Below are 16,658 nucleotides of genomic sequence, written 5' to 3'. Positions count from 1 at the left end.
GCCTGCCCGCCTATACTGGCCGCGCGCGGCCTCGACCGTTCCCAATTCCCAACACTCGCTCCGCTCCATGAATCCCGCTCCGCTCGTCAGACGCCTTACCGCCGAGGATGCCCCCGCCCTGCGCCAGTTGCGCCTGGATGCGCTGCGCGAAACCCCCGAAGCGTTCGGATCGAGTTACGAAGAGGAACACACGCTGACACTGGCGGACATCCGCGCCTGGATCGTCCCCGTGGACGACAGCGCCATGTTCGGCGTATTCGTCGGCCAGGCATTGGCCGGCATCATCGGGGTGGCCCGGCAGCGCAAGCTGAAGATGCGCCACAAGGCGCATGTCTGGAGCGTATACGTGGCGCCGGCCTGGCGTGGCCAAGGCCTGGCGCGGCTGTTGCTGCAGGCGGCGATCGACCACGCCGCCGCCATGCCCGGCGTGCGCACGGTGCTCCTGAGCGTCACCGCCAACAACACCGCCGCGTGCCGGCTGTACGCCAGCCTCGGCTTCGAACAGTATGGTCACGAACAGGAAGCCCTGTGCGTCAACGGCACGCTTTACGATGAACTGCTGATGGCGCTGCCCTTGCCCGGCCGCTGAACCGCCGCGCCGCTCAGGCCGCGCCCGCGCGCCGCCGCGCGCCGTAGGCGCACACCTGATTGCGGCCACCGTCCTTGGCCTTGTAGAGCGCCTGGTCAGCCGCCTTGATGACCGCATCCGGCGCGCGCAAGGCCTCGCCGCGCTCGGCCACGCCGATGCTCACCGTCACGCGCAGCGGCCGCGCATTGCGGCCGGCGCGCACGCCGCGCCGGCGCAAGCCGAGCTGGTCGGCCTTGGGGCGCGCCGGCTTGTCGCGCAGGCGCATCTGGTAGGCCTCGATGGCGCGCCGCACCGTTTCCAGGTGCGGCATCGCCTCGACCGCGGTCTTGCCCGGGAACACCAGCGTGAATTCCTCGCCCCCGTAGCGATAGGCGTAGCCGCCGCCCGGCACGCGGCGCAGTTGCGCCGCCACCATGCGCAGCACCTGGTCGCCGACGTCGTGCCCATGGGTGTCGTTGAATACTTTGAAATGATCCACGTCGGCCATGGCCAACGTATAGACGCGGCCCATGCGCTGCAGGCGCTCGTTGAGCGCGCGCCGCCCCGGCAGGCCGGTGAGTTCGTCGCGGAAGGCCATGTGATAGCCCTCGTGCGCCAGCGAAATGGACAGCGAGGTCAGCGCGGCGGCGGCCATCATGGCCAGTTCGATGCCATGCTCGGCGCCGCGCGGCAGCGCCCAGGCCATGCAGACGAAACCCAGCCATTGGCCGGCCCGCTGCGGGCGGCCATAGCGCAACAACAGCAGAGTCAGCGTCAAGCCGGTCAGCAGCAACGCCGCCAGCGCCTCGAACGGCACCCCCAGCCGCGCCAGCACGCCCTGCACCGCCAGCTCGCCGAACAGCTGCGACACACCTTCCTTGCCGGCCAGCGCAATGGCGGCCACGCCCGCCGCCATCAGGCCCAGGCGGGCCGCCAGGTCGCGCAGCATGCCCGCGCGTTCCGGCCACAGCGCGTTGATGCTATAGGCCAACGACCACCATACCAGCGCCGGCCCCAGCGCCCAGGGCGCCTGGCGGGCCAGCGTTGGCCACACGGCCACGGCGGCCAGCACCGCCAGCATCAGCGCCAGGGTCTGCGAGCGCTGGTACATCATGCAAATGGCCGCCCCCACCAGCGCCATGACCCAGGGCACGAACGGCATGATCAGGGTCAGCGCCGGCGGCCACTGGCGCCACAGCAACAGCCCGACCGCCGCCATCACTGGCAGCGCAGGGTAGAACAACAGGGGCAGCCAGGGGATATGGGGGTAACGCACGGATAGGGCCTTGCTCACGCTTGCTGAAATGACGTCGCCAAATCGGCAAACACATATGTCATTTTACGGTCGCCCCCGCAGGTTCTTTAGCGCATTGCCCGCAGTTCCCGGCCGCGCGCGGCGTGCTATGTTTTGCGCTCCGTCCCCGAGGAAAAGAAACCATGCGCATTCTGGTCAACATCGACGTGCCCGACCTCGAGGCGGCCATCGATTTCTATACCCGCGCCTTCGGCCTGGCGCTGCAGCGCCGGCTGGGCGCGACCGGCGCCGAAATGCTGGGCGCCCCGGCGCCCATCTACCTGCTGCAAAAGGCCGCCGGCACACCGGCCGCGGGCGCCGCGCGCCAGCCGCGCGACTACGCGCGCCACTGGACCCCGGTGCACCTGGACGTGGTGGTCGATGACGTCGATGACGCGGTGGCGCGGGCGGTGGCCGCGGGCGCGCGGCTGGAAGATCCGGCGGTTTCGCATGATTGGGGCCGCATCGCCCACCTGAGCGACCCGTTCGGTCATGGCATCTGCATCATGCAGTTCCTGGGCCGCGGCTACGATGCGCTGGCGGCGGACACGCTGCGCGATGCGCCCGTGACCGAAGCCGATTTCGAAGCCCTGCTGGCGATCCGCATCGAAGCCATGCGCGACAGCCTGGAACGCCTGGGCCGGTTCGACCCGGAGCGGGCCCGGGCACGGCTGCGCGCCACGTTCAGCCCCGGCCACACCTGGTTCATCGAGCGCGCCGGCGCGCGCGTCGGCTTCTACGCCCTGCGCCCCGACGGCGACGCCCTGCGGCTGGATCATCTGTATGTGTTGCCCGCGGCGCAAGGCCTGGGCGTGGGCAGCCGGGTGCTGGGCCGCCTGCTGCGGGATGCAGACCACCGCGGCCTGCCGGTGCGCGTGGGCGCGCTGCGCGGCAGCGACTCGAACCGCTTCTATCGCCGCCACGGCTTCGAGCCGGTGGCGCAAGGCGAATGGGACATCGACTACCTGCGCCAGGCGCCCGGGCGCCAAACCGCCTCCTGAGGCGGCAGCGGGCCCGGCGGGCGCCGCGGCCCCCGGCGCGGTATCAAGTGCGCGGCAGCGTCACGCCGCGCTGGCCCTGGTACTTGCCGCCGCGGTCGGCGTACGAGGTCTCGCAGACCTCGTCGCTTTCCAGGAACAGCATCTGGGCGCAGCCCTCGCCGGCGTAGATCTTGGCCGGCAGCGGCGTGGTGTTCGAAAATTCCAGCGTGACGTGGCCTTCCCATTCGGGTTCCAGCGGCGTCACGTTGACGATGATGCCGCAGCGGGCATAGGTGCTCTTGCCCAGGCAGATGGTCAGCACGCTGCGCGGGATACGGAAATATTCCACCGTGCGGGCCAGCGCGAACGAGTTGGGCGGGATGATGCAGACATCGCCCTTGAAATCCACGAACGAACCTTCGTCGAAGTTCTTGGGATCGACGATAGTGGAATTGATGTTGGTGAAGATCTTGAATTCGTCGGCGCAACGCACGTCGTAGCCGTAGCTGCTGGTGCCGTAGCTGACGATGCGCCCGCCATTGGCCGTGCGGACCTGACCCGCTTCGAAGGGTTCGATCATGCCGACTTCAGCCTGGCGGCGGATCCAGCGGTCGCTTTTGATGCTCATGATGGCAAAGGTGCTTGGGGAATGGAATGGACGTCATTTTATCCCGAGCGCCGCCCCGCCCCCAGCGGGGGCGGAACGGCGGCGGGCCTCAATCGCCAAAGAACGTGCGATACACCAGGGCGATGCCATTGACCGAGCCGCCCTTCAGGTCCAGCGACAGGCCGCGCGCCAGGCGGTAGCTGGCCCGGCCCACGGTATCGCTGCCGGCCAGCGCCTGTTCGACGCTGAGCGTGATGCCGTTGGCGAACGCCTTGCTGGCCACCAGGAACTGCGTCGCCAGTTGGCTGTCGCTGTCGCGGTTGACGTCGCCGGCCACGGTGCGGTCGGGCAGGATGCTGCCCGAACTGCCCAGGTTGCCGGTGCGCACGCTGAGGTCGTCCAGCCCGAACTGCTTGTAGAACGGCTCGCCGCCACCCAACAGGGCCGTGCCCACCGACAGCAGCAGGGCGGCGTCGCTGCCGCTTTCGTCGGGGCCGCGCCCCAGCAGCAGCCACGACAGTTTCTCGACATCGCTGACGTCCGGGTACGACACCAGGTCGATGCGCGGGCGCTGCGCCGTGCCCCCTACCTTGACGCCGGCCTCGACCTGCTCGCCGGTGCGCAGCGCCTCGATATCCAACAACGGATTGTCCAGCCGGCCCTGGAAGGTCAGCGTGCCGCGCCGCAGCCGCAGCTTCTGGCCGTAGGCCTCGATGCCGCCGCCGCGGGTGCGCAGCGCGCCCACGCCGGTCAGGCGGCCGTCGTTGAGCTGGATCTGGATCGAACCGAGCAGGCCGGCGTCCAGCCCCATGCCGGTGATGTAGAAGCGCGGCCCCATGTCGAACTTCAGATTCATGCTGGTCTGCAACGGCGTCGAAACGGCGCCGGGGTTGTCGCCCGCGCGCCGCACCTTGACGTCATCGTCCAGCGACGGCACGCCTTGCAGAATCTCCAGGCTGAACCAGCCGGCGTCCGCCTTCAGGTCGCCGACGATGTCGATGCGCGGCATCGCGGCGTTCAGGTCGATGGTGCCGGACACCATGGCATAGCGGTCGGAGCGCTGCAGCGCCGGGAAGCGGTACAGCGTCAGGCGCACGCTGCCGCCGCCGTCGATCAGGTTCCACTGGCCCTTGGCTTCGGCGTAGCCGCCCTTGGCGCCGGGATCGCTGGTGATCCACTCCTTGGTGCGCCATTCGGCCGGCATGACTCGCAGCGAGGCCGGAAAGCGCAGGCTGTCCAGCACCAGCTTGTCACCGTCCAGGCGCGCCGACAGCGTGCCATCGATCAGGCGCACGCCGTCGTCGATGCGCACCACCCGCAGCTTGTCGCCCCGGATCGCGCCGCTGGCGCGCCATGTGCCGTTGAGGGTGCCCTGCGCCTCCAGGTTGGCCTTGACCTGGCCCCCAATTTCCATGGAATCGCCGACGAACAAGCCGACCCAGGCCAGATCGGCGATATCCGCGTCCAGCCTGGCGCGGATCGGCTGGCGCGGGTCCAGCGCCATGCCCCCCTGGGCATCGGCCACCAGCAGCGCGCTGCCGCTGCCGGCGATTTTGCCCATCTTGTCCGTGGCCAGGTCCAGCCGGGCATCCAGGCGGCTGGCGTTGGCCGACGTGGGCGTGGCGCTCAGGTCCAGCACCAGCGACTTCACGCCCAGCGGCACCGGCGGGTCGCCCGGAATCAGCAGATCGCCATCGCGGCGCGCGATGCGGGCACGGCCGGCCAGGCGGCCGTCGAATTTCAGATCCCAGGAGGCGTCCAGCGCGATACGCCGCTGGCTCTCGGCCACGGCGGCGTTGACGCGCTTGGGCCCCTTCTTCATCCGCGCCGCCGCCTCCGGATCAACCGCGGCGATCACCTGGCGCGCCATGGCGGCGGTGATGACCAGGTTGTCGGCCCGCCCGGCGGTTTCCCAGCGCCGGGCGCCGCCACGCGAGCCCTGATGGGCAATGACCAGCTTTTCCTTGCCCGGCAAGGCCACGCCCAGCACCGTCTGGCCGACCTGCCACTGCCACTGCGGCGCCCGCGCCGCCGGCAGGAACGACAGCGTCACCGGCCGCTCGACCGAGACCGTGAAGCCGGCACTGCCGGCCGTCAGCCGCGAGACCGTGCCACGCCAGCCGGCCAGGGAGGCATCGGCCGCGTCCGCCGGCCCCTTGCCCCAGCCGCCGGCGAAAGCGATGCCGACCTGGGCCGGCGACTCGCCCAGCACGCCGGGGCGTGGCCGGGCCGGGCGATAGCCGGCGGTGAATTCGCCCTTGTGGGCGCCGATGGCGCCGGTGAGCTTGCCCTTGAGCTCGGCGCCTCCCGGGATACCGGGCCAGAATGCGTCCAGCCGCGGCGCCTGCGCGTCCAGCGTCAGCGCGCCGTCGGTGCCGCCCACTTCGCCCTGCGCGCGAACCCGGTTCGGACCCAGCTTCAGGTCCAGGTCCAGGCCATGGATGCGCAAGCCCGCCAGCAGGTCGGCCGCCGCCGCGCCAGCGCCGGCAGGACCGCCGGGCGCCGGCCTGGCGCCCGTCTCAGGCGGGACCGCAGCGGCGGCGGGCGCGTCGATATCCAGCTCGGCTTTGGCCGTGCCCGCCAGCGTCTGCCTGTTCCAGCGCGCGCCCTCCTCGAAACGCAGGTCGATCGCGGCCTGGCGCAACTGACTCAGGTTCTCGAACTCGGCGCTCAACTGTGCGGTGGCGCTGACCACCGCCGGCGGGACCGCGGCGCCGAGCCAGGCGGACAGATCCAGCCGGCGCGCCTGGAGACTGCCGGCGATGCGGTCGCGGCCCGGCCGGCCATCCACGGCCTGCAGGTCCAGGCGCGCCGCCAGGGTCGAATTGTCCGGCAGCCGTGCATCGGCCCGCGCGCTGCGCAGCACCAGCGGCGTGCGCGGCGCCAGCTCGGCCGCCACGTTCAGGGCCAGGCCGGCGCCGGTGCCATCGAGCTTGGCCTGGATACCCTCCAGCGAGCCGGCCGCGTCCGCGCGCAGCAGCACCTGGCAGGCGGGGGCCGGCGGACCGACGAAGCCGTTCGCGGCCGGGTTCCTGGAGGCCACCGGCGGCGTGCCCGCCGACGCGGCCGGCGCCTGATTGCCGGCCGTCACGGGCGCCGGCGCCTTGGCATCCTGGGCCCGCGGCTTTGCTGGCGGCGCGAACTTGCCGCTGAGTTGGTCGGCCTGGCATAGCGGCGAATCCGGCCCCGCCCCGCGCGCCGTCACGTCAAGCCGCGCCGCGAATGGCCAGGGATCGGCCAGGCCCGACAACTCGGCCTGCCCGCTCACCTGCGCCTGGCCGACCTCGTGGCCCACGCGCAGGTGAGCGATACGCAGTTGCGCGCCGTGGCTGCCGGCGGCGAATGTGGCGCTCAGGTCGCCCAGCTCGACCGGCAACGGCTGGCCGTCCCGCAGCAGGTGAAACTCGCCCAGCGCCAGACGGTCCACGGCGATGTCCACCGGCAGCGACGGCAGGGTGAAGGGCTCGTCGCCACCCGTGTCGGCGGGCGCCTCCTGGCTGGGGGCCAGCACGACCTCGACCTTGCCCGCCGCGATCTCGCGCACGTGCAGCAAGCGGTTGCCCAGCGCGCGCCAATGCACGCGCAGGCGCAGGTCGCTGATGCCGATGCGGGTGCCGTCCACGTTCAGGTCGAGCCGGCCGACGTTCAGGCCGCGCAGGATCGAACCGCGCACCGCCAGCGCCTGGCCATCGAGCTGCTGCGCCGCGGTGGTCAGCAGCAGGCGCGTCCCGGTCTGCGAGGCCAGCAGCCAGAAGATGAAGCTGCACGCCAGCACCGCCAGCATCGCCAGCCCCGGCAGCCACCACACCAGCAGGCGCCGCAGGAATCGACGCAGCGCCGTCAAAACGCGATCCCCAGCGAAAAGTGCAGGCGCAGGTCGCGCTCGCGCTGGCCATAGGCCACGTCCAGGAACAGCGGGCCAGCCGGCGTGCGCACCCGCGCGCCCACGCCGTAACCCAGCGCCAGCGACATGTCGCCAAAGGATTGGGCCGCATCCCCCGCGTCGAGGAACACCCCCATGCCCCAGCGCTCATTGAAATAGTGATCGTATTCAACGCTGCCGACCACCAGCGCCGGCGCCCCCACGGTGGCGTTGTCACGCTTGAGGCCGATGCTCTGGTACTTGTAGCCACGGATCGAGCGCGCGCCGCCGGTGCGGAAACCGAAATCGTCCGGCACCTGCACATTGCCGTTGGCCCAGACGCGGCCAACCTCGCCGCGCACGGTCAGCACGTCCAGCTTGCCGATCGGCCACCACTTCTGCGCGCGGAAACGGGCGCGGGTGTACGGCTCGCCGGTATCCAGCGTCACCCCCACGCCGCCGCCCAGGGCGATCAGGTTGCCCTCGCGCGGGTCGTACTTGTTGTCGACATCGCGCCGCAGCCATTCGCCGGTGGCGGTCAGCGTGGGCAGCGTGTATTCATCGCCGCCGTCGATCTTGACGTGGTCCTGCGCCAGCAGCAGGCCCCAGCGGGTTTCGTAGGTGACGCGGCTGTCGCCGGCGCCCTTGCGCTCCTGGCTGCGGGTGGCGCCCAGGGCGTAGCGGGTCACGTCCAGCCCCTGGATATCGGAATGCTGCGCCAGCACCCCGATGGAGTCCTTGTAGCCGCGCTCGGTCGGCGGCAGCAGGAAATCGGTGTAGACGCGTTGCTGCAGGCGGTCGACGCTGAAACCGGATTCCATGGTCACCGGCTGGCCGAACACCACGTTCTGGCGATAGAGCGATTCCAGCCGCACGCCGGCCTCGTCGTCGACGCCAAGCGAAACCGACAGGCGCTTGGGCGGCGCCTCGACCACGCGCACCTGCAGCGGCAGGGTCACCTCGCCGTCGGAATCGTACTTGGCTGGCGGCGGCGGCAAGGCGCCGGACACGGCAGGATCTCCGGCGGGCGTGGATTCGGCCACGTCGGCCGCGCCGGGCGCGCGGGCCCGGTCGCTGGCGGGTTCGACGGGCTGCTGGGCGCTGCCCGGCTGGCGCACCGACACGAAGGCGCCCCGGAAAAACGCGGTCGATTGCAGGTCCTGCTGCCATTCGTCGAGGCGGTTCTGGTCGTAGACCGCCCCCGGCGAGTAACGCACATAACGGGTGATGAGCTTGGGCGGCACCCGCTCCAGCCCTTCGGTGCTGAGTTCGCCCATGCGTACCAGCGGCCCGCTGTCGATGGTGACGCGCAAGGCCGCCGAGGCCGCGTCGGCCTGCACGTCGGCCTCGGAGGCGGTCATGCGCGCCAGCATGAAATCACGCACCGAGACTTCGTCCAGCAATGAAGACTTGGCCCTGTTCCAGTCGGCGTTGATGAAAGGCTGGCCAGGCTTGAGCAGCCAGTCGTCGCGCAGTTTCTGCACCCGCTGCGCGTATTCCGGCCGCGTGATGCGGCCGGTGAACGTCAGGTCGACCGACGACACCGTGGTGCGCTTGCCGGGCACGATGCCGATGTCCCAGGTTTCACCGCCGATGTCGGTGCCGGCCTCGAGCGTGACGGTGGGCGAGAAATAGCCCTGGGTGGCCAGCGCCGCCAGCGTGGCGTCGCGCGCGCGGCGCCGCAAGCGATTGATTTCGCCGCCGTCCTGGTCTTCCGCCAGGCGCGCAATGGCGTCCACCGCCTCGGTGATCGCCTGCAACGCGGCGGGCGGCACGCCGCCCGGGTCCACGATGATCTCCGGGCGCTTGGCCATCGCCTCGCCCGCCACTACGCAAAGTCCAGCCAAGAAGGCCCGGGCCGCCCACTGCATGCGTCAAGACGGCTGCTGCACGACGATGGACGGGAACTTCCCGGCCATGTCACGGGGCAGCGCCGCGACGCCCGCCGCCAGTTTGCGCGCGATGGCGCGGTACAACCCGGCCGCTTCGCTGCCCGGGTCCGCCACCACGGTCGGCGTGCCGGCATCGGTCTGCTCGCGGATCGCCAGCGTCAGCGGCAGGCTGCCCAGCCAGGGCGTGCCGTACTGCGCGGCCATGCGCTGGCCGCCGCCCTCGCCGAAGATGTGCTCGGCGTGGCCGCACTGCGAGCAGATGTGGATGGCCATGTTCTCGACCACCCCCAGGATCGGCACCTCGACCTTCTGGAACATGCGCAGGCCCTTGCGCGCATCCAGCAGCGCCACGTCCTGCGGCGTGGTGACGATGACGGCGCCCACTACCGGCACTTTCTGCGCCAGCGTCAGCGCCACGTCGCCGGTGCCCGGCGGCATGTCGACGATCAGGTAATCGAGATCGCGCCAGTTGGTCTGGCGCAGCAGTTGTTCGAGCGCCTGGGTGACCATGGGGCCGCGCCAGATGGCGGGCGCGTCCGCGTCGATCAGGAAGCCGATGGAGTTGGCCTGCAGGCCGTGGCCGGTCAGCGGCTCCATGCTTTTGTTGTCCAGGCTCTCGGGACGGCCCGAAATGCCCAGCATGGTCGGCACGCTGGGGCCATAGATGTCGGCGTCCAGCAAACCGACCCGGGCGCCCTCGGCGGCCAGCGCCAGCGCCAGGTTCACGGCCGTGGTGCTCTTGCCCACGCCGCCCTTGCCGGAAGCGACCGCAATAATGTTGCGTACATTGGGCAGCGGCTTGAGGCCTTTTTGCACCGCGTGCGCGGCCACTTTCCAGGAAATGTCCACGTCGGCGCCGGGCGCGCCGGCGGCGGCCAGCGCCGCCACCGCGATGGCGCGCACCTGATCGCGCGCGGCGTCGGCCGGATAACCCAGTTCCAGCGCCACGCCAACGCGGCCGCCGTCGATTCGAATGTCACGATCTTTTACAGAAACACCCAGGTCCAGGCCGGTATTCGGGTCTTGCGCGCCGCGCAGCGCGGCGCGGATGTGTTCTATCGTTATACTCATGTCACTATGGTTCCGTAGGCAGCGCGGCGTCTGCGGGCCGCCATCCCCTAAAGGATAGCGGATACACGGGAACCTTTCGCTGCGTTTTGCATCCGACCTTCATGACCAATACTCTTATCCGCTTCTTCCGAGCCGTCCTATTCGCCGCCCTGGCCTTGATCGGCATGGCGATGGCGCTGGTCTTCATGTTGTCCACGGCGATCGCCGTGGCGATCCTGTACGTGGTCGCCAAGGTGCGCGGCAAGCCTTTCGGCGTGCGCGCCTACTGGAGCCAGCGCCAGGGCGCCCGTCCCAGCCCGTTCCAGCCCGCCAGCGCCCCGTTCGCCACGCAGCCGCGCGGCGACGTGATCGACGTCGAGGCCCGCGAAGTCCGCTAAGCGCGGCCGCACCGGCTGCGGCCGCCTCGCCGCCGCCTCACGCGCCAGCGGCCGGTCTCCCGGCTCACCGCGATACAACCCGCCAGACGCGCCGCGCGCGACCGGCGGGTTGCTTCGTTTTGGGGGGCCGCCCCCCTCTGCGCCGGGCGTCTCCCCGCCGTTGCCCTAAAATGGCCGGCCAACCCATTTTTCCCCTCAACCTCGACCGACAACCATGTCTCGCACTCTCTTTGTCACCACTGCGCTGCCCTACGCCAACGGATCCTTCCACATCGGCCACATCATGGAGTACATCCAGGCCGACATCTGGGTTCGTTCGATGCGAATGGCGGGCCACACGGTGCACTTCGTGGGTGCCGACGACGCGCACGGCGCGCCGATCATGCTCAAGGCCGAGAAAGAAGGCATCACGCCACAGGCGCTGGTGGCGCGCTACGCCGCCGAGCGTCCGCAATATTTGAACGGTTTCCACATCCGTTTCGACCACTGGCACACCACCGATTCGCCCGAGAACGTCGCGCTGTCGCAGGACATCTACCGCGCGCTCAAGGCGCAGGACCTGATCGAAACCCGCTCCATCGAGCAGTTCTACGATCCGGTCAAGGGCATGTTCCTGGCCGACCGCTACATCAAGGGCGAATGCCCCAAGTGCCATGCCAAGGACCAGTACGGCGACTCCTGCGAGGTCTGCGGCGCGGTCTACGCCCCGACCGACCTGATCAACCCCTACTCGGCCCTGACCGGCGCCACGCCGGTGCTGAAGTCGTCGGATCACTTCTTCTTCAAGCTGTCGGACCCGCGCTGCGTCGAATTCCTGCAGCAATGGACCACCGGCAGCAACGCCAGCGGCGGCAAGCACCTGCAGCCCGAAATGCTGGCCAAGACGCGTGAATGGCTGGGCGCCGAGGACGGCGAAGCCAAGCTCGGCGACTGGGACATCTCGCGCGACGCGCCGTATTTCGGCATCGAGATCCCGGACGCGCCGGGTAAGTACTTCTATGTCTGGCTGGACGCGCCGGTCGGTTACCTGGCTTCGCTCAAGTCGTACTGCGCGGTCAAGGGCCTGGATTTCGACGCCCTGCTCGATCCGGCCGGCAGCACCGAGCAGGTGCACTTCATCGGCAAGGACATCGTCTATTTCCACGCGCTGTTCTGGCCCGCGATGCTGAAGTTCGCCGGCCGCAAGACGCCGGACGCGGTCAACGTGCACGGCTTCATCACCGTCAGCGGCGAAAAGATGTCCAAGAGCCGCGGCACCGGCATCTCGCCGCTGCGCTATCTGGAACTCGGCATGAATGCCGAATGGATGCGCTACTACATCGCCGCCAAGCTCAACGCCCGGGTGGAGGACGTCGACTTCAATCCGGAAGACTTCATCGCCCGCGTCAACAGCGATCTGGTCGGCAAGTACGTCAACATCGCCAGCCGCGCCGCCAGCTTCATCACCAAGCATTTCGACGGCGCCCTGGCCTATGCGGGCGACACCGCCGCGCTGTCGGCCGAGTATGCCGCGCAGGCCGAGTCGATTCGCGCCGCCTTCGAGGCGCGCGAATACAACCGCGCCATCCGCGAGATCATGGCCTACGCCGACCGCATCAACCAGGCCTTCGACACGGCCCAGCCGTGGGTGCTGGCCAAGGGCATCGCCAGCGCCGACGCCGCGCAGAAGGCCGCGCTGCAGGACATCTGCTCGCGCTCGCTGGCCGGCTTCAAGGCCCTGTCGGTGATGCTGGCGCCGGTGCTGCCGGCCCTGGCCGAGCGCGTCGCCCGCGAGCTGTTCGGCGCCGACGCCGACTTCACCTGGGCCGATGCCGCGGTGCTGCCGCAGCGCGTGGCGCCGTTCAAGCACCTGATGCAGCGCGTCGAGCCGCAGATGCTGGAAGACCTGTTCGAGCCGCCCGCCGCCCCCGCCGTGATCCCCGGCGGCGAACCGCTGGCCGAAACCATCTCGATCGACGACTTCGCCCGCGTCGACCTGCGCATCGCGCAGATCGTCAACTGCGAACACGTCGAAGGCTCGACCAAGCTGCTGCGCCTGACGCTGGACGTGGGCGAAGGCCGCCACCGCAACGTCTTCTCCGGCATCAAGTCGGCCTACAAGCCGGAAGACCTGATCGGCAAGCTGACCGTCATGGTCGCCAACCTGGCCCCGCGCAAGATGAAGTTCGGCGTCTCGGAAGGCATGGTGCTGGCCGCCAGCCATGCTGACGAGGCCGTCGACGCCGGCATCTACGTGCTGGAGCCGTTCCCCGGCGCCAAGCCCGGCATGCGCGTGCGCTGATCGCGCGATCCGCGCACCCGCCCAATGAAATGAGCCCGCCGATCGGCGGGCTCATTTTTTTGTCGTGACGGTCGCGCCGCGCCGGGCGCTCGGCAGCGAATGGCGCAATCAGTCGCGGCGATCTCAGTCCTTGCTCGGCGCCAGCGCCGGATCGAGCGAAATGCGTTCGTCGAACACGAAACACTTGCCGTCGAACCCTGGGCCACCGGTTTCCTCGAAATACTTGAGAATGCCGCCGTCGAGCTGGTAGACGTTCTCGATGCCGGCCTCGTTCATGTAGATGGCCGCCTTCTCGCAACGGATGCCGCCGGTGCAGAAGCTGACCACGGTCTTGCCCGCCAGCTCGGCGCGGTGCGCCTGCACCGCCGCCGGGAACTGCGTGAAGCGGTCGATGCGCCAGTCGATGGCATCGCGGAAGGTGCCCTCGTCGACCTCGAAGGCATTACGCGTGTCCAGCATGACCACGGGGCGCCCGCTGTCGTCGGCCCCCTGCTGCAGCCAGCGCGCCAGCGTCCTGGCGTCCACGCCCGGCGCACGGCCGGCCTCGGGCCGGATCGCCGGGTGATCCATGCGGATGATCTCGCGCTTGATCTTGACCAGCAGCTTGCGAAACGGCACCTGCGCGCTGTGGCTGAACTTGACTTCGAGATCGGCAAACCGGGCGTCGCCGCGCAGGCCCCGCAGGAAGGTGTCGATGCCGTCCGCCGTGCCCGCCAGGAACAGGTTGATGCCCTCCCCGGCCAGCAGGATGGTGCCCTTCAGGCCGGCCGCGCCGGCCTCGGCCAGCAGCCGCGCGCGCAGCTCGGGCAACGCGTCCAGCGAAACGAATTTGTAGGCGGCGATATTGACGACGGAAGACATGGCAAAGCAAGGCGGAAAGCGGCGAAGGCCGTAATAGTAATCGCTGCCCCGCGCGGCCCGCTTGTCGCGGGTCAAGCGCGGGCCTGCAGCGCGCCGGCTCAGCGCCGCACGATTTCCTGTTCCACCACCGCGTCCAGCACCCAGCGCAAGCCCGAGGCGTCGGCCGGCGGATTCGGGTCCCTGACCTCGACCACGCGCAGGCGATAGCGGATGCCGGGCTGGAAATCGAAGCCGGTGATGTCGCCGTACCAGAGCTGCCACGGCTGCGTCGGGGTGTCCCGCACCTGATAGCACATGGCGCGGCCGGCGCCGGCGTTGCAGGGCACGCGTTCGGCGTTGACGTAGACCAGCTTGGTCGCGCCCACCTGACCGCCGGCGACCGGATCGAGGCGGCGGCCGAAATCCAGCGTGTCGCCGTTGCTCAGCGCCCAGGTCATGCGCTGCGGATTGCTGGTGTTGTCGAACGAGGTGGCGGTGATGCGCGTCAGCGCAGCCAGGAATTCCTGTTCGAGCCGCATGTTCACGGGCGCGCAGGCCTTCATGGTCGCCACCGGGCCGGAGGGGATGATCAATTGGCCGTTGGCCACCGTGTAGGGCGCGCTGTAGGTGTTGCAGCCGGCAAAGCCGGTGGCCCGCGTGGCGCCCTGGTCATGGATGAAGCCGATGGTCAACGGCACCGAATGCGACGACGGATGCGGGATCTCGCGCAGCGCGCCGCCCGGGCGGGTCCAGCGTGCCAGCTCCCAGTTGGTCTGCGCCAGCACGTCGGAGGCGGCGGCCGGCTGGAAGCGCGGGTCGCGCCCGTCCGCGCCGCGCGGCGGCGCCGCGCAGGCCGCCAGCACCAGGCCCAGCGCGCAAGGCGCGATCCAGCGCCAGGAAGAGGACAAGAACATCGATATCTCCCGTGGAAAACCAGGGCGCCCCGGCACGCTTGCCGCACGGCGCGGTAGCGTCCATTGTAGGCGCGGCGCCGGTTTCAGGGCGTCGGCGGATCCTGGCGGCGCTCGAATTCCAGGACGTCGCCACCGCGCAGATTGAAGCTCAAATGGCGCGGCGCGCCGCCGCTGTCCAGCGTGAACGAGTCGATCGCGCCCAGGCCGCGCAGATAGTCGTTCTCGAGCGCGGCGCGGGCCGCCGGCACGCACGCCATGCGGGTGGCGGCGCGCGCCTCGATCGACAGCTTGCCGCCCTGGAGCTGGTAGCGGCCCATGTAGCGGTTGCAACCCGAGAAACCTTCGGTCCGGTACTGCCTGCCTTGCGCCAGGAATGTCAGGCGGATCGGTTCGCCATTGTCGCCGTGCGGAATCTCGCGCAGGGCGCCGCCGGGCTGCGTCCAGCGCACCAGCTCCCAGCTGGTCTGGGCCAGCGAATCGGCGCTGCTGGCCGCGTTGGCGGCAGCGGCGCCCTGGGGACGCGCGCCTGCGGTCGATCCGGCGCAGCCCGCCAGCGCCATGGCCAGCGCGCAGACACCGGCCAGGCGATATCGCGAAGACAGGAAAGTAGACATGGACAGCCCTCCAGAAAAGACACTCCCTCGACTGTAACCGCCCTGGGCAGGCCCCGTCCCGCGCCTCATCCCGACAGCCGAATCCCAAAGCAGCACATCGCGCCGGGCGCGCTAAACCGCGCGCCGGAGGGGTTGCATCGAATGCCGCATGGCGGCGGGCCGCCCGGGCGCGCAGAATCGATTGACGCTTCGCGCCTGGCCGGCAACAGCCTCGGGCGACGACAACAATTTCCGGAGACACGGCGATGGGCATGCTGAGAACCTTGCTGGCGCTGTCTGTCGTACTGGACCACCTGGGCGGCGCCGCCACCGACCGGCTGGTGGGCGGACGCCTGGCGGTGCAGCTTTTCTACGTGATCTCGGGTTTCCTGATTTCCTACGTGCTTACCGCCACCGACCACTACCAGGGCGCGCCGGGCCGGTTCTACGCCAACCGCGCGCTGCGTCTGTATCCCGTCTACCTGGTGGTGGCCGCATTGACGCTGTTGGCTTATGCCGGCGCCGGCGAGTCGCCGTTCTGGCGCATCTATGACGGCCTGCCGCTGACCGCAACCGTGTACCTGGCGCTGTCGAACCTGCTGATCCTGGGACAGGACTGGCTGATGTTCTTCGGCATCGAACACGGCGCGCTGGCCTTTACCGGCAGTTTCGCGCACAGCGACGTGCCGCTGTACCAGGGCCTGCTGGTGCCGCAGGCCTGGACGCTGGGCGTGGAATTGAGCTTCTACCTGATCGCGCCCTTCGTGCTGCATTCGCCACGACGCCTGCTGCTCCTGCTGCTGGCCTCATTGGCATTGCGCGTGGCGCTGGTGGCCAGCGGCATCGGCAGGAGCGACCCCTGGACCTATCGCTTCTTTCCGACCGAACTGGCGCTGTTCCTGGCCGGCTCGCTGTCGCACCAGGTGCTGCTGCCGCGCTGGCAGGCGTGGAGCGCGCGCCTGCGGCGCCTGCCCGAACTCGGCACCGCGCTGCTGCTGCTGTACGCGCTGGCGCATTTTTCCATCGCCTTGCCGCCGACGGTGCGCGACGGCCTGGCGGTGCTGTTGTTCGCCGCGCTGATGCCGCTGGCTTTCCTGTTCCAGGCGCGCTATCGCCTGGACAAGGCGATTGGTGAGCTGAGCTATCCGATCTATATCTGCCACGCGCTGGTCATCGTGTTCTTTGGCTGGCTGCTCGATGGTACGCAGTTGCGCCAGCCGATGATGTTCATGACGCTGGTGGTGGCAGGCAGCATCGGCTTCGCGGCGCTGCTGAACGTGCTGGTCGCCGAACCGGTGGAGCGGTTGCGGCGGCGCCTGCGCGGCGCCTCGCCGGCCGGCCAGCCGACGGCCGGGCCGCGCCACTCGGCCGCAGGCTTG

The 16,658-nt window shown here is 69.6% G+C and carries 13 protein-coding genes; 5 read left to right on the top strand and 8 right to left on the bottom strand.

The genetic code is table 11. The features are described from left to right. Window positions 1-67: 67 nt before the first annotated feature. Complete coding sequence (locus HV701_RS15860) at window positions 68-589, top strand: GNAT family N-acetyltransferase (RefSeq protein WP_175134001.1); 522 nt, start codon at window positions 68-70, stop codon at window positions 587-589. A gap of 13 nt (window positions 590-602) precedes the next feature. Here the strand turns inward: HV701_RS15860 and HV701_RS15855 are convergent, their stop codons facing one another. Then, window positions 603-1,844: a GGDEF domain-containing protein gene (locus tag HV701_RS15855; RefSeq protein ID WP_175134000.1), complete on the bottom strand. Its 1,242-nt coding sequence runs from the start codon at window positions 1,842-1,844 to the stop codon at window positions 603-605. A gap of 161 nt (window positions 1,845-2,005) precedes the next feature. Here HV701_RS15855 and HV701_RS15850 point away from each other — a divergent pair, with 161 nt between their 5' ends. Beyond that, on the top strand, window positions 2,006-2,863 hold the full coding sequence (locus HV701_RS15850) for a GNAT family N-acetyltransferase (protein ID WP_175133999.1): 858 nt from the start codon (window positions 2,006-2,008) through the stop codon (window positions 2,861-2,863). Between the two features lie 43 nt (window positions 2,864-2,906). On the opposite strand, the gene dcd is transcribed toward HV701_RS15850, so the two are convergent. The 4 genes from dcd to apbC all read right to left on the bottom strand — a co-directional run bounded on the left by dcd (window position 2,907) and on the right by apbC (window position 10,274). Beyond that, window positions 2,907-3,470, bottom strand: a complete 564-nt coding sequence (gene dcd / locus HV701_RS15845; protein WP_175133998.1) for a dCTP deaminase — start codon at window positions 3,468-3,470, stop codon at window positions 2,907-2,909. 88 nt (window positions 3,471-3,558) lie between these two features. Then, complete coding sequence (locus tag HV701_RS15840; RefSeq protein WP_420867819.1) at window positions 3,559-7,293, bottom strand: translocation/assembly module TamB domain-containing protein; 3,735 nt, start codon at window positions 7,291-7,293, stop codon at window positions 3,559-3,561. Next, the gene (locus HV701_RS15835) at window positions 7,290-9,182 is read right to left on the bottom strand and encodes an autotransporter assembly complex protein TamA (RefSeq protein ID WP_175133997.1); all 1,893 of its coding nucleotides are present in this window, start codon (window positions 9,180-9,182) and stop codon (window positions 7,290-7,292) included. Before HV701_RS15835 ends, HV701_RS15840 begins: the two co-directional genes overlap by 4 nt. 3 nt (window positions 9,183-9,185) lie before the next feature. Then, the gene (gene apbC, locus HV701_RS15830) at window positions 9,186-10,274 is read right to left on the bottom strand and encodes an iron-sulfur cluster carrier protein ApbC (protein WP_175133996.1); all 1,089 of its coding nucleotides are present in this window, start codon (window positions 10,272-10,274) and stop codon (window positions 9,186-9,188) included. A 101-nt stretch (window positions 10,275-10,375) separates the two neighbouring features. Here apbC and HV701_RS15825 point away from each other — a divergent pair, with 101 nt between their 5' ends. Both HV701_RS15825 and metG read left to right on the top strand, forming a co-directional pair. Beyond that, window positions 10,376-10,651: a hypothetical protein gene (locus HV701_RS15825; RefSeq protein WP_175133995.1), complete on the top strand. Its 276-nt coding sequence runs from the start codon at window positions 10,376-10,378 to the stop codon at window positions 10,649-10,651. Window positions 10,652-10,865: 214 nt separating this feature from the next. Beyond that, window positions 10,866-12,932 carry a methionine--tRNA ligase gene (metG, locus tag HV701_RS15820; RefSeq protein WP_175133994.1) on the top strand — a complete coding sequence of 689 codons (2,067 nt, stop codon included), beginning with the start codon at window positions 10,866-10,868 and terminating at the stop codon, window positions 12,930-12,932. A 123-nt stretch (window positions 12,933-13,055) separates the two neighbouring features. Here the strand turns inward: metG and HV701_RS15815 are convergent, their stop codons facing one another. From HV701_RS15815 to HV701_RS15805, 3 genes are all read right to left on the bottom strand, one after another. Then, complete coding sequence (locus HV701_RS15815; protein ID WP_175133993.1) at window positions 13,056-13,793, bottom strand: sulfurtransferase; 738 nt, start codon at window positions 13,791-13,793, stop codon at window positions 13,056-13,058. Window positions 13,794-13,891: 98 nt separating this feature from the next. After that, complete coding sequence (locus HV701_RS15810) at window positions 13,892-14,686, bottom strand: META and DUF4377 domain-containing protein (RefSeq protein ID WP_175133992.1); 795 nt, start codon at window positions 14,684-14,686, stop codon at window positions 13,892-13,894. A gap of 83 nt (window positions 14,687-14,769) precedes the next feature. Continuing rightward, window positions 14,770-15,300 (bottom strand): META domain-containing protein, encoded by a 531-nt coding sequence (locus HV701_RS15805; protein ID WP_175133991.1) that lies wholly within the window; start codon window positions 15,298-15,300, stop codon window positions 14,770-14,772. Window positions 15,301-15,551: 251 nt separating this feature from the next. Here HV701_RS15805 and HV701_RS15800 point away from each other — a divergent pair. Then, a partial coding sequence (locus HV701_RS15800) for an acyltransferase family protein (RefSeq protein WP_338077769.1) occupies window positions 15,552-16,658 on the top strand: 1,107 nt, incomplete at its 3' end.

The sequence above is a fragment of the Achromobacter pulmonis genome (assembly GCF_902859765.1).
Classification (GTDB): domain Bacteria; phylum Pseudomonadota; class Gammaproteobacteria; order Burkholderiales; family Burkholderiaceae_B; genus Achromobacter; species Achromobacter pulmonis.
This window is presented reverse-complemented; position numbering and strand designations above follow the sequence as displayed.

What these genes read in the sequence shown, in the direction of transcription:
- dcd (WP_175133998.1), bottom strand. Translation starts at nt 3,470, where the DNA reads ATGAGCATCAAAAGCGACCGCTGGATCCGCCGCCAGGCTGAAGTCGGC.
- HV701_RS15815 (WP_175133993.1), bottom strand. Translation starts at nt 13,793, where the DNA reads ATGTCTTCCGTCGTCAATATCGCCGCCTACAAATTCGTTTCGCTGGAC.
- HV701_RS15850 (WP_175133999.1), top strand. Translation starts at nt 2,006, where the DNA reads ATGCGCATTCTGGTCAACATCGACGTGCCCGACCTCGAGGCGGCCATC.
- HV701_RS15860 (WP_175134001.1), top strand. Translation starts at nt 68, where the DNA reads ATGAATCCCGCTCCGCTCGTCAGACGCCTTACCGCCGAGGATGCCCCC.
- metG (WP_175133994.1), top strand. Translation starts at nt 10,866, where the DNA reads ATGTCTCGCACTCTCTTTGTCACCACTGCGCTGCCCTACGCCAACGGA.
- HV701_RS15805 (WP_175133991.1), bottom strand. Translation starts at nt 15,300, where the DNA reads ATGTCTACTTTCCTGTCTTCGCGATATCGCCTGGCCGGTGTCTGCGCG.
- HV701_RS15825 (WP_175133995.1), top strand. Translation starts at nt 10,376, where the DNA reads ATGACCAATACTCTTATCCGCTTCTTCCGAGCCGTCCTATTCGCCGCC.
- HV701_RS15835 (WP_175133997.1), bottom strand. Translation starts at nt 9,182, where the DNA reads ATGCAGTGGGCGGCCCGGGCCTTCTTGGCTGGACTTTGCGTAGTGGCG.
- HV701_RS15810 (WP_175133992.1), bottom strand. Translation starts at nt 14,686, where the DNA reads ATGTTCTTGTCCTCTTCCTGGCGCTGGATCGCGCCTTGCGCGCTGGGC.
- apbC (WP_175133996.1), bottom strand. Translation starts at nt 10,274, where the DNA reads ATGAGTATAACGATAGAACACATCCGCGCCGCGCTGCGCGGCGCGCAA.